Genomic DNA, 12,778 nt, shown 5'->3' with positions numbered 1-12,778 from the left:
AGTGACGATGCGCTTCGAGCGTCTTCTGTCCAGCAAGGCTCCGCCCGCGACGCTGCTCATCCGGGTGATGGTGGGAGCGGTCTTCCTGTCCGAGGGCCTCCAGAAATTCCTCTACCCGGGGGAGCTGGGAGTGGGCCGCTTCACGAAGATCGGCCTGCCCGCGCCCGAGGTGCTGGCGCCCTTCGTCGGGGTGGTGGAGATCCTGGGGGGCACGCTGCTGCTGCTCGGCCTGTTGACGCGGCTGGCGGCGGTGCCGCTGATCATCGACATGCTGGTGGCCATCGCCAGCACGAAGGTGCCCATCCTGCTGGGCCGTGGCTTCTGGAGCATGGCGCACGAGTCGAGGACGGACTTCTCCATGCTACTCGGCGCCCTCTTCCTGCTGCTCGTGGGAGCGGGGCCGTGGTCGGTGGACGCGCGGCTGTCGGCGGGAGCGGAGCGGCGGAAGTGAGCCAGACGGGTGCGCTGCGGGAGCTGGCGCTGCTCTTCCTGCGGTTGGGGACGACGGCCTTCGGAGGCCCGGCGGCCCACATCGCGATGATGGAGGACGAGGTCGTCCGGCGGCGCAAGTGGCTCACGCGCGAGGAGTTCCTGGATCTGCTCGGAGCCGCCAACCTCATCCCCGGGCCGAACTCGACCGAGCTGGCCATCCACATCGGCCACCGGAGGGCGGGCTGGAGCGGCCTGGTGGTGGCGGGCACGTGCTTCATCCTCCCGGCATTCCTCATCGTGTCGGCCATTGGCTGGGTGTACACGCGCTTCGGGCAGCTGCCGCGGGTGGGGCATGTGCTGTATGGCGTGAAGCCCGTCATCATCGCGGTGGTGTTGCAGGCCATCTGGGGGCTGGCGCGAGGGGCGGCGAAGACGAAGCTGCTGGCGGCGGTGGGCGGGGTCTGCGTGGCGCTGGGCTTCCTGGGCGTGAACGAGCTGCTCCTGCTGGTGCTCGCGGGCGGTTTCGTGACGCTGTGGCGGCTGGGGACGCGGAAGCCCGGGGGCGGAGGCACGGCGCCCCCGGCGGTGAAGGCGCTCCTCCCGGGCCTGCCGCTGGGCGGGGTGGTGGCGGCGACGGCGGCCAAGGGATTCAGCCTCGGCGGCCTCTTCCTCTTCTTCCTGAAGGTGGGCTCCATCCTCTATGGCAGCGGCTACGTGCTGCTGGCCTTCCTGCGCGCGGACCTCGTCGAGCGCTGGGGATGGCTCACCGAGGCGCAGCTGCTGGACGCGGTGGCGGTGGGCCAGGTGACGCCCGGGCCCGTCTTCACCACGGCGACGTTCATCGGCTACGTGCTGGGCGGGCCCTCGGGCGCGGTGGTGGCTACGGTGGGCATCTTCCTGCCCGCGTTCTTCTTCGTCGCGGTGAGCGGACCGCTGGTGCCTCGCATGCGCCGCTCCTGGGTGGCGGGCGCGTTCCTCGATGGCGTCAACGTGGCCTCCCTGGCGCTGATGGCGACCGTTACATGGCAGCTCGGGCGCGCGGCCCTGGTGGACGTGTGGACGGTGGGCCTCGCGCTCGCCAGCGCCGTGCTGCTCATCCGCTACCGCGTCAACTCCGCCTGGCTCGTGCTGGGTGGCGCGGTGGTGGGGCTGCTGGTGGGTTGAGCAGCCGTTGGTATGTGGTGAACCGGCAACAACTCCCACGCCCCCGCGGGCCGGTTCCCCAAATGAGGAGCAGACCTGACCCTGCTCGGCAATCCCAAGGGAGGGGGCCGGTCAATGCGAGACAAGCCAACGCGTCCTACACGGAAGGCGGCGCGGAAGAGTCGCCCGGCGGCAGCGGCTGGAAAGACAGGGCCGCGTGCCGTCGCGCCTCTCGAGTTCGATCCCTTCACCCCAGGGCGTGAGCACCCGGAGTGGGTGAGGAAGAACTTCCCCACCTATGTCGAGCACCGGCACGAAGACCTCGTCCGCAGCGATCGCGTGCTCGAGCACCGGGGCAACACCATCACCATCACCACGACGTACGAGGTGCGGGTCGAGGGACGCCTCGTCACGCTGCACATGATGGTGGACGAGGAGGGGCGGCTCTGGTCCCACCTGTGCCCCTACCTCACCTTCGCGACGGCGACGGAGCTCGTGCTCCACCTCCTCGAACGCATGCCGCACCTGTTCGAGGCGGCGCAGCCCAACCCTCCCGGCGGCGAGGCCAGCAGCGGCCACGAGGACCACGGCGGCCATGACCACGCCGCTCACGGGCGGGGAGGTGGGCGATGATCCGCCGGAACATCCTTTCCGATGAGGGCCTCCGGCAGCGGTTCATCGACGGCGTGCTGGCCCTCAAGGATCCGGCGCGCTTTCCGTGGCCGGGACAGCAGGGGCTCTCCATCTATGACTTCTTCGTGGCGTGGCACCACCAGTCGATGATGCTCTTCACGCCACCGACGCAGCGAGACCGCAACGCGGCCCACTCGGGTCCGGCCTTCCTGCCGTGGCACCGCTACTACCTGATTCGCTTCGAGGGATACCTCCGCACCGCGGTCGGAGATCCGGAGTTCCGGCTGCCCTACTGGGACTGGGCCGCGGACGCGGCACTGTCGAATCCACGCCAGTCCCGCATCTGGGCCGGAACGGCGCTGGGCCGCTTCACCTCCCCCACGCTCTGGCAGGTGCGTGTCGTCCCGGCGGAGCGGGGGCTGACGCGATTGGCACGGCCGCGGCCGCTTCAACGTGCACTCGGAAGCCAGGGCGCACTGCCCACGCGCGAGGCGCTTCGCACGGTGCTGCGCGACCAGATCCTCTATGACGCCCCACCCTACTCCAGTGCCTCGAACGGCTTCCGCAACTACCTGGAAGGCTGGGAGGGACCCGCGAGGATACACAACAGCGTGCATGTCTGGGTGGGCGGCGACATGACGGACAGCACGTCGCCCAACGACCCCACGTTCTTCCTGCACCACTGCAACGTGGATCGCATCTGGTATGCGTGGCAGCGCCGGTACCCGGACGCCCCCTACCTCCCCGCGCAGAGCGCGCCCGCCGATCTGGCCTTCCACCGGATCGATGACGCGCTCTACTCGGTCTTCAGGGAGGCCTCGCCCGTCACACCCCGCAGCGTGCTCGAGCCCCTGCGTCCCGGAGCCCCCTTCCGCGCCACCGACAACTACGACTACGACACGCTCACGGACCTGCAGAACTGAGCGTCACCGCGTGCCCCCCGGTGAGGTGCTCGCCCGCCTGGAGTACCTGGGGCTCGATGCTTCCCCGAAAACCAGACGGCGAATCCGGTTCTGACCAATCTCATACAAGAAAAAGAATGAACCGACGAAAAAAGGACAGAGGCGTCCACGTCATCCCGTCGTTCAACGTTCCCGCCATGCTGTAGCGCCGCTGTATCCGGGCAGGTGAGGTCCGATGGCCGATTGAACATCTCTCAATGTCAGACATGGATTGTAGACATGGTGGCAAGCATCCCGCGAGCTCTTCGCGAGAGATGGGGGCACCATGGCGAAAGCACATACCTGCACTGACAACTTCAACGACAACGACAGGGACTCGGCGAAGTGGTCTGGCTTCGGCCAGCGCCGGGAGGAGAATCAGCGCGTCGAGTTCCGGCCCTCGCCCAATCAGACGGGCACGAACTTCTCCGGGTACTCGACCAAGTCCCTGTACGACCTGACCAACTCGTCCATCACGCTCGAGGTCGTCCATGTGCTGAATCAGGTGCCTGGCACGGAGACCCTCCTCAGCGCGGGCAGCGATGATGCCAACCGGGTGATGCTCGTCGCCAGCGCCGGCCAGCTCCGCTGCATCCAGGTGGTGGTGGGCACCTCCACGACGCTCGCCACCTGCCCGTACGATCCGGCGGCGCACCACTGGTGGCGGCTGCGGGAAAACCAGGGCACGACCTGGTGGGAGGTGTCTCCCGATGGCGAGCGGTGGACCGTGCTCTTCAGCAAAGCCACGCCCGTGACTCTCACGGCGTGCGTGCTGAAGTTCGGTGCGTTGACCACCGGGCTGGTCGCATACCCGGGCGTTGCCATCTTCGACTCGTTCAACACGCCCGTGAATAGCCCCTCCCGGCGGGTGGAGGAGCGGCGCCTGGGCGCGCTGGGCACCCGCGGCAGGGCCGCGGAGTTGGCGGCCGCGCGTCTCCATTCCGAGCACGCCAACAACAACGACGAGGTCAACTACCCGGATCATCCGTTCGTCGGCAACTACTCCAAGAGCCTCAAGCACGATGCGCTGGGTGATCCGGACCCCATCTCCTACGGCACCCTGCTGCGGGCGCTGGAGAGCCGCAACCCCGGGGACTTCGAGGAGATCCTCCAGCCCGAGGGAGCCAAGAAGCTGACCAACCCGCAGGCGGGGCTCGCCTTCGACCTGGAGGGCCCGGACGCCCAGGCGGTCACCATGCCGCCCGCACCGCGCTTCGACTCCGATCTGACGGCCGCGGAGATGGGGGAGCTGTACTGGATGGCGCTGGCGCGCGACGTGCCCTTCATCAATTACGCCACCGAGGCCGGAACCGCCGGCAGCATCCTCGCCCGGGCCATCAGCTCACTGAACGGCGAGTTTCAACTGTTTGGTGGAACGAGGCCTGTCACGGTGCAGAACCTGTTCCGGGGCATCTACCCCGGCGAGCAGGCGGGCCCGTACGTGTCGCAATTCCTGCTCAAGGGCAACATCGACCCGCGTAAACCGGCCGGACTGGGGCGTGACGCCATCGACGGCAACATCATTTATGGCTCGCAGATCATCACCCAGCGGCAGGGAACGGTGAAGGGGTTCCCGGAGCTTGGCGCGGCCGCCGACTACCTGACGAACTTCACCGACTGGCTGGCGGTGCAGAACGGCCGGGACGACCGGGGAAACGACCAGTTCGACCCGACCCCGCGCTTCATCCGCAACCTGCGGGATGGAGCCAACTACGTGCACTTCGACCAGGTGGTGAACGCCTTCTACACCACGGCCTTCTATCTGCTCTCCGAGGCGCGCGGGAACCAGAGAACGAGCAACGCGGCGGGCACGGGCCGGCCCCAGGTGGACATGGAGTTCGCCTTCAACCAGGGCAACCCGTATGACCCACCGGGCGCCGGGGCCGATGCGCGCAAGCAGGTGGGCTTCGCCACCTTCGGGCCCTTGCACCTGTTGCAGGTACTCATCGAGGTGGCCGGGCGCGCGGGACGGGCGGTGTGGTGGCAGAAGTGGGGCGTGCACCGGCGGTTGCGCCCCGAGGAGTACGGTGGCCGCATCGACAACCATTTGAACGGCCGGCGGACCTACCCGATGCTCAGCAACAACAACAACTCTGTCCTCTCGTCGATGTCCACGGGCGGGTTGGCCCCGTACTTCCCGGAGCGGTACGGCTCGTACCTGCTGCCGCAGGCCTACCCGGAAGGCTGCCCCACGCACCCGGCCTATGGTGCCGGGCACGCCACCATCTCCGGCGCGTGCGCCACCATCCTCAAGGCCTTCTTCGACGAGAGCACGCTCATCGAGAGCCCCATGGTGGCCAATGCGGACGGCACGGCGCTGGTGCTCTACACGGGCTCGGATGCGGCGCAGCTGACCGTGGGCGGCGAGTTGAACAAGCTGGCCGGCAACATCGCCCTGTTCCGCAGCGCGGCGGGTGTGCACTGGCGCAGCGACTACACGGACTCGCTGCCGCTCGGCGAGGCGGTGGCCATCGGGCTGCTCCAGGAGATGAGCCTCACCTTCAACGAGGAGGATGCCTTCTTCCAGTTCACCCGCTTCGACGGCATCACCGTCTGCATCTCCAACGGGGTGGTGAAGCCGCTCGTCTGATGAGCTGCCTCGGCCCGGGCCTCGCGCCGAGACCGAGGCCCGGGTCGCAGTAGGAGCGCAGGCAGCTTAGAGGCCTGGGCTCGTACTGCGAGGCACGGCGGTGAGACCGCGGGTGCGCGGACTCCTGGCGAAGGGTGCTGCTATATCGCCCGGAGCAACGGCGGGAGCCATGAAGGACTCCCGCCGCCAGAGGGGGACATCCATCCATGCACGCCACCATCCAACGCTACGCGCCCTCCGGCGCGTTTGGTCCGCTCACGCTCGTCTACGCGCTCGGCTCGCTGCTCGCCGCCGTCCTGCTCGCGGGCGTCTACATGCTGTTGCTCGACTTCATTCCCTTCATCTACGCGAGCTTCCTGCTCACCGCGGGCTTTGGCTTCGCGCTCGGGGTGCTGGGCTCCAAGACCGTCACGTCCGGCCACTGCCGCAACCGCACGCTCGCGCTCGGCCTGGGCCTGCTGCTGGGCGCGGTCGGGCTCGCCGCCTCCTACGGCTGGGGATTCGTGCTCGCCATCCATGAGGCGACCTCCAACTACCCGGGCGTCACCTTTTCCGAGCTCGCCCAGGAGGCCTCTTTCAAGGGGTGGCTGGATGCACGCATCGAGGGTGGCTGGAAGGTCGGCAAGGGCAGCACGGAGATCTCCGGCATTGGTGTGATGGTCATCTGGTTCATCGAGGCCGCCATCGTCGTCGGGGCCCCCGTCCTCCTCTCGATGGCCGATGCGGCCGTGCCCTACTGCGAGTCCTGCCAGGCGTGGACCAAGAGCCAGGGCAGCAGCCTCAAGGGCCTCACCCGCGAGGACGTCCAGCCCGTGTTGGACCGTGGCGATCTCGCCGGCCTGCTCACCCTGGCCGACCACCCGGACGCCGGCTCCGCCCACCGCATCCAGCTCCTGCGCCGCTACTGCCCGCGGTGCGCGAACACCGCCTTCCTCTCCGTCAACGAGATCCACACCGTGGTGAAGGACGGCAAGCAGCAGGAGAACAAGGTGGAGCTGCTCGAGAACGCGATCCTCCCCCCGAAGCTCAGCACCCAGTACCTCGAGCGCTTCATGAAGCCGGAGCAGGAAGACGCTTCGGCCGCGAGCGCCCCCGCCGCCTGAGACACCTCACTGGGCTCGACTCCAACCCCCTGCCCTGCGCGGTGAGGGACCCGTCCCAGCAAATCCCCCCGTCCAAGCGGGCATCGGGTAGCCTGCGCGGTCATGCGGATTACTACGTCCCTCGCGCTGCTCCTCCTGCCGCTGCCCACCGTGGCCGCGGTGAAGAACGTCTCGACGGTTGCCCAGCTGCAGTCCGCGCTCGCCTCGGCGCAGGCGGGCGATGACATCGTCCTCGCGGATGGCACGTACGCGCTGAACGTCAACCTGAGCTGCTCGGCGGAGGGCACCGCCACCCAGCCCATCACCGTGCGGGCCGCGAACCGGTACGCGGCCCGCATCCAGTTCAACGCGCTCGAGGGCTTCAAGGTGTCGGGCCGGTACTGGACCTTCGACGGCCTGACCGTCGAGGGGGTCTGCTCCGTGGACGAGAACTGCGAGCACGCGTTCCATGTCACGGGCCACGCGGAGGGTTTCGTGCTGCGCAACAGCCGCCTCCGCGACTTCAACGCGCAGCTCAAGGTGAACGCGGCGCCGAACGGCAGTGGCGTCTATGAGATGCCCCACCGCGGCCTCGTGGAACGCAACGAGTTCTACGACACGCACGCGCGCTCGACCTCGACCCCCGTCACCAAGATCAACATCGACACCGGTGACGACTGGGTGGTCCGCGACAACGACGTGCACGACTTCTACAAGCTCGGCAACATCTCCTACGGCGCCTTCATGAAGAGCGGTGGCAAGCGGGGCGTCTTCGAGCGCAACCGCGTCCTCTGCGTGAAGGACTACCCGAGCGGAGGGACGCGCATTGGCCTGTCCTTCGGCGGCGGAGGCACGGGCAATGCGTACTGTGCGCCCGCCTTCGATGCGGCCGTCCCCTGCGATCCCGAGCACACGGACGGAGTCCTGCGCAACAACGTCATCATCAACTGCTCGGACGTGGGCATCTACCTGAACAAGGCCGCCAACACGAAGGTGCTGTTCAACACGCTCATCTCCACGACAGGCGTGGACTTCCGCTTCGCCTCCACCACCGGAGAGGCCCACGGCAACGTGATGTCCTCCGTCGTTCGTGCTCGCGACAGCGGCAGCTTCACTGCCGGCACGAACCTGATGAACGTGGCCTCGGGCACCTGGACCACCTGGTACCAGGCGCCCCTCAGCGGAGACCTGCGTCTCAAGGGTGACGTGTCGCCGCTCCTCGGAGCCGCCGCGGCGCGGGCCACGGTGACGGACGACCTCTGTGCCCGCCCTCGTCCCTCGGCAGGGGCCTATACGCTTGGCGCGCTCGAGCACTCACTGGGAGACTGCGGCGCGGGAACCGGTGCGGACGCGGGCACCGGCGCGGATGCGGGCACCGGCGCGGATGCGGGCACCTCCACGGACGCGGGGACCGGAGGTGGCAACACCGACGCCGGCACCACCCCAGGCGATCCCACCCTCCCGGGTACCGGCGACGGGAATGGGCAGAGCTCCTCGGATGGGGGCTGCAACACCAGCCCGGGCCTCGCGGCCCAACTCCTGTTCATTCTGGTGCCCCTGTATGCCGTATCCCGGCGGCGCTGGCGGCGAGCGCATCCGGCGGCCGAGCGCTGAGGGGAGCCTTCGCTCCGCCTCACACCCCACTCCGGTGGAGACGGACAGCGGCCTCAGCCGTTCGCCACCGCGGAGCCCGCGCCGAAGCCCCGCGCCACGCGCTGGCGGTCCTCCCGGTAGCGCAGCAGCAGCCACTGGCCCGCGGGCCTCGCCAGCACGGACGCACGCAGCTCGGCGATCGCCTTCGGCACCTCCTCCCCGGGCCGCACCGCGTACGGCGAGCCCTCGGCGGCCACCAGCGGGCTGAAGAGTGACGCCGCGCTGATGTCCGCGATCGACAGGGACGAGCCCACCAGGTAGCGCGACGGGTCTCCCTGAATCTCGCGCTCCAGCCTGTCCAACCCCTCCTGGAGCTTCACCCGCGACTCCTCCACCTTGGGAGGCGTCAGCGCGTACTGGCGCCGGATAGCCTGCTTGATGACGGGGAGCAGCACCGTTCCGACCAGGCGCAGCGGCAGCGGGAACGCGCCGAACATCAGCGGCTTGATGTCCGCGCCACTGGCGAAGAGCGTCGAGTACACCCAGCGGCGCACGTGCTTGCCGGCCACCTCGTCGAAGTAGGCCTCCAGCTCCAGGACCCGCTCACGCTCGGGCCCCTGGGCCGGAATCAGCGTGGGAGCCGACGCGTAGGCCTGCTCCAGGTGCAGGGCGATGTCCGTGGAGTCCGTAACGACGGAGCCCCGGTCCACCAGCACGGGGACCGTGCCCCGGCCGCCCTTCGTCAGGCGCTTCGTCACGAAGCGGTGCGGGCCGGGAATCAGGTTCTCGATGACGTAGGGCAGCCCCTTGGCGTCGAGGTTCCAGCGGGTCTTCTCGCAGTAGTGCGAGATGGGGAACTGGTACAGCTTGATCTCGGGTTGGGCCATGAGCGGGGAGCATGCCGCGCCCCGACCGCTGGGTACAGCCGGGCTTGCGCGATGGGCCCCCAGGCAGAGGAGAATGCCCCCATGAAAATCCGCGCCTGCCTCGCCCTCGTCCTGCTCGCCACCGCCTGCGGCCGGGAGCCGCCCACCCAGGAGGAGATCGATGACGCGAAGACGCGCGTGGACCTCGCCATCCACGCGGCCCATCAGGCCCGCCTCGCGCTCGAGCTGCTCGGAATCCTTCCCGTCTACACCTGCGGCGAGCCGCGGCGCACCTTCGTGGGCCAGGCCGCCGAGGGCATTCACGTGAAGGTGGCCTGTGTCACCGCCACCGCCGAGGCCCAGGACGAGTCCACGGACGCGGTGGTGCTCTCCTTCCCGGAGGGCGGCTGCTCGGTGAACGGGCACACCGTGTCGGGGCAGACCGCCTTCGTCTACCACGGGGGCGAGGAGCGGATGGACCTCTCCGCCGACCTCAACGAGCTGACGGTGGACGGCCGTGTGCTCCAGGCGAAGGTGGGCTACGGCACCTGCGGCGACGAGAAGCGCTTCTGGACCGAGGCCGCGGGCGCCCTGCCGGGCCGGCCCGGCAACACCTACCGCGTGGACGGCCGGGTGGGCCTGCGCGAGGGCGCACCCCTCTTCGGGAGCACCTCGCTCGTGTTCGACGGGCCGGGGCAGGTGTCCGGGCCGCTGGGCACGGACCGGGTCACCTTCACCGGCCTGGAGTACGAGGTGGGCGAGTTCCTGCCCAAGAAGGGCCAGGCGCTCATCGAGACGGCCAAGGGACACCGGGTGAAGGTCGACTTCAGCGAGGTGCTCTGGCGGGTAGGCAAGGTGGAGGTGGAGATCGACGACAAGGCGCCGGTGACGGTCCCCATCGTCCGCTGAGCCGGGAGCGAGGTAGAGTGGGCGGCATGACCGCCCCCGCTTCCCGTCCCGCCCCTGGCCTGCTCGCCCGCGCACTCAAGAAGGTCGGGCAGCTCACCAGCCCGGAAACCCGCTCGGGCCAGGTCTTCGTCAAGGCCGAGCGGGGTCTCACGAAGGTGGCAGCCCACCTGGCCGAGAGCCCCACCTTCCTGCGCGTCAGCGGCGGGCTCATGCGCCGCGGCTTCACGCTGCAGATCCGCCGCACTTCACTCATGGAGAATGCGCTGCACACTCTGCGCGTGCCCACCGCCTCCGAGGTCGACTCCCTGCGCGACCAGCTGCGCCGCATGGGAGACCAGGTGGAGGCCCTGGGCTCGCAGCTCGAGCACGTCGTGGAGCTCCTGGAGCGCCAGGAGCAGCCGCCGGCCGCCCTCGCGTCCTCCAACACCGTCTCCTCCCCCGTCACCGCCCCCGCCGCCGAACCGGCTCCCGTGCCCGCCCCGCGCCGCCGCCGGTCCGGCTCGGCCAGGTAGGACAGCTGCCATGATCGCCCTTGCTCCTGGAGCCCTCCCGTGAATCGGCCCGCCCAAGCCTTCCAGCGGATCCGCTCGTTCGTCTCGTCCCAGGTCGACGTCTCGCGCTCGCTCGCGCAGGCCCTGCAGGACCGCTCCATCAATCCGTACCCGTACCTCAAGCCCCTCTTCGAGAAGGCCGCCGGGGTCCGCGAGCCGCCCATCAGCCCCACCCCGCACTCGGTGGTGTACACGCGCGGCAGCATGCGCCTGTTGCGCTACGCCGCGCCCCGGCGCCGCTACCGCACGCCCATCCTCTTCGTCTACTCGCTCATCAACCGCTGGTACATCCTCGACTTCCTGCCCGGCCGCAGCCTCATCGAGTACCTCACCCGCCAGGGCTACGACGTCTACGCCATCGACTGGGGTTTCGCCGGGCAGGGGGAGCAGAACCTCACCTGGAGCGAGCTGCTCGGCGGACACATCCGCACCGCCGTGCGCTGGACGCAGCGGGTGAGCGGCAGCGACGACGTGACGCTCTACGGCTACTGCATGGGCGGCACCATGGCGCTGGCCTACACCGCGCTCCACCCCGAGGGCGTGCGCAACCTCGTGGTGCAGGCCACCCCGGTGGACTTCAGCAAGGGCGGCATCTACTCGCTGTGGACGCAGCCGCAGCACTTCGACGTGGACTCGCTGGTGGACGCCTACGGCAACGTGCCCACCTATGTGCTGGAGAGCGGCTTCTTCATGGCCAGCCCCGTCCAGCGCATCACCAAGTGGCTGGACCTGTGCCGGCAGATCGACGACCCCTCCTTCGTCACCACCTTCCTCGCGCTGGAGCGCTGGGGCGCCGACGCCGTGCCCTTCCCCGGTGAGGTGTACCGGCAGTACATGCGCGACTGCTACCAGCAGAACCTCTTCTGCCGGAACCAGATGGAGGTGGGGGGCGAGCGGGTGGACCTGGGGCGCATCCACTGCCCCGTGCTCAACATCATCGCGGAGCAGGACAACATCGCCCCGCCGGCCATGAGCGAGCCGCTGGAGGGCCTGCTGGTGGGCACGAAGGACCGCCAGACGATGCGTTTCCCGGTGGGACACATCGGCCTGTCGGCCTCCAGCAAGTCGCCGGTGAAGGTGTGGCCGCACATCGACGGCTGGATGAGCCAGCGCTCCCAGCCCATGGAGGGAGGGGAATGAACGAGGCGCAGGTACGTGAGGTCCGTGTGCAGTCGCGAGAGGGCGCGGTGCGCCTGCGCGACGGGCGCAAGCTAGCCTACGTCGAGTCCGGGAACCTGGAGGGCATGCCGGTCATCTTCATGCACGGCAACCCGGGCTCGCGCTACATGCGGCACCCGGACGATGCGCTCACGGCGAGTCTGGGCGTGCGGCTCATCACCCCGGACCGTCCGGGCTACGGGCAGTCCGACTTCAAGAAGGGCCGCACCCTGCTGGACATGCCGGCGGACGTCGAGCAGCTGGCCAACGAGCTGGGACTGGGCCGCTTCGCGGTGATGGGCGTGTCCGCGGGAGGCCCCTACGTGGCGGCCTGCGCGTACCGCCTGGGCGAGCGGCTCTCGTGCGCGGCCATCATCTCCGGCTCGGCACCCTTCAACCGCACCGACGCCATGGCGGGCGTCAACCGGGACTACCGCGCCGCCTACAGCATGGCCATGTGGCCGGGCTGGCTGCTGGAGCCGGTGATGCGCCTGCACGACCGGAGCGTGCGCCGCAAGCCCGACTCCGCCCTCGTCGCGCTGATGAGGGAGTGCTCGGCGGATGACCGGGCCGTGCTGTCGGACCCCGCCATCTCCAAGCAGGTGAAGGGCTTCCGCTTCGAGGCCTCGCGCCAGGGCGTGCAGGGGATGATTCAAGAGGCCCGGCTGCTCACCTCGCCGTGGGGCTTCCCACTGGAGGACATCCGCATCCCGGTGCACCTCTGGTACTGGGAGGGAGACTCCATCGTGCCGCTGCAGATGGGGCGCTACCTGCACGCGCGCATCCCGAACACCGTGCCCCATTTCCAGCCGGGCGGAGGACACTTCTCCCTCTACTCGAACTGGAAGGACATCCTCACCACGCTCGTGCGGACGTGAAC

12 protein-coding genes are annotated in these 12,778 nt (G+C 69.0%); 11 read left to right on the top strand and 1 reads right to left on the bottom strand.

What is annotated here, in order from left to right:
• Positions 1-7 precede the first annotated feature (7 nt).
• The 7 genes from NR798_RS12220 to NR798_RS12190 all read left to right on the top strand — a co-directional run bounded on the left by NR798_RS12220 (position 8) and on the right by NR798_RS12190 (position 8,435).
• Positions 8-451, top strand: coding sequence for a DoxX family protein (locus NR798_RS12220; protein ID WP_375771635.1), 444 nt, complete (start codon positions 8-10; stop codon positions 449-451).
• Positions 448-1,596 (top strand): chromate efflux transporter, encoded by a 1,149-nt coding sequence (chrA, locus tag NR798_RS12215; protein WP_375771634.1) that lies wholly within the window; start codon positions 448-450, stop codon positions 1,594-1,596. Before NR798_RS12220 ends, chrA begins: the two co-directional genes overlap by 4 nt.
• Positions 1,597-1,851: 255 nt before the next feature.
• Positions 1,852-2,208, top strand: a complete 357-nt coding sequence (locus NR798_RS12210; protein ID WP_375771633.1) for a hypothetical protein — start codon at positions 1,852-1,854, stop codon at positions 2,206-2,208.
• Entirely contained in the window at positions 2,205-3,131 is a 927-nt protein-coding gene (locus NR798_RS12205) for a tyrosinase family protein (RefSeq protein ID WP_375771632.1), read from the top strand. The genes NR798_RS12210 and NR798_RS12205 overlap by 4 nt, the downstream gene beginning before the upstream one ends.
• Before the next feature lie 304 nt (positions 3,132-3,435).
• Positions 3,436-5,739, top strand: coding sequence for a vanadium-dependent haloperoxidase (locus tag NR798_RS12200; protein ID WP_375771631.1), 2,304 nt, complete (start codon positions 3,436-3,438; stop codon positions 5,737-5,739).
• Between the two features lie 206 nt (positions 5,740-5,945).
• Positions 5,946-6,842: a hypothetical protein gene (locus NR798_RS12195; protein WP_375771630.1), complete on the top strand. Its 897-nt coding sequence runs from the start codon at positions 5,946-5,948 to the stop codon at positions 6,840-6,842.
• A 102-nt stretch (positions 6,843-6,944) separates the two neighbouring features.
• A complete protein-coding gene (locus NR798_RS12190; RefSeq protein WP_375771629.1) occupies positions 6,945-8,435 on the top strand; it encodes a chondroitinase-B domain-containing protein in 1,491 nt (496 codons plus the stop codon).
• Positions 8,436-8,488: 53 nt separating this feature from the next.
• Here NR798_RS12190 and NR798_RS12185 read toward each other — a convergent pair whose 3' ends face one another.
• Positions 8,489-9,301, bottom strand: coding sequence for a glutathione S-transferase family protein (locus NR798_RS12185; RefSeq protein ID WP_375771628.1), 813 nt, complete (start codon positions 9,299-9,301; stop codon positions 8,489-8,491).
• Between the two features lie 81 nt (positions 9,302-9,382).
• On the opposite strand from NR798_RS12185, the gene NR798_RS12180 reads away from it, so the two are divergent.
• From NR798_RS12180 to NR798_RS12165, 4 genes are read left to right on the top strand one after another with little or no spacing between them, the layout of a single operon-like run.
• On the top strand, positions 9,383-10,189 hold the full coding sequence (locus tag NR798_RS12180; protein WP_375771627.1) for a hypothetical protein: 807 nt from the start codon (positions 9,383-9,385) through the stop codon (positions 10,187-10,189).
• Between the two features lie 26 nt (positions 10,190-10,215).
• Positions 10,216-10,701 carry a hypothetical protein gene (locus NR798_RS12175; protein ID WP_375771626.1) on the top strand — a complete coding sequence of 162 codons (486 nt, stop codon included), beginning with the start codon at positions 10,216-10,218 and terminating at the stop codon, positions 10,699-10,701.
• 39 nt (positions 10,702-10,740) lie between these two features.
• Positions 10,741-11,880, top strand: coding sequence for an alpha/beta fold hydrolase (locus NR798_RS12170; protein ID WP_375771625.1), 1,140 nt, complete (start codon positions 10,741-10,743; stop codon positions 11,878-11,880).
• On the top strand, positions 11,877-12,776 hold the full coding sequence (locus NR798_RS12165; RefSeq protein ID WP_375771624.1) for an alpha/beta fold hydrolase: 900 nt from the start codon (positions 11,877-11,879) through the stop codon (positions 12,774-12,776). Before NR798_RS12170 ends, NR798_RS12165 begins: the two co-directional genes overlap by 4 nt.
• The last annotated feature ends 2 nt before the right edge of the window (positions 12,777-12,778 follow it).

It is taken from the genome of Archangium gephyra, from assembly GCF_042230915.1.
Taxonomy (GTDB): domain Bacteria; phylum Myxococcota; class Myxococcia; order Myxococcales; family Myxococcaceae; genus Archangium; species Archangium gephyra_B.
The sequence above is the reverse complement of the archived record's forward strand: the minus strand, read 5'-3'. Positions and strand labels throughout refer to the sequence as shown.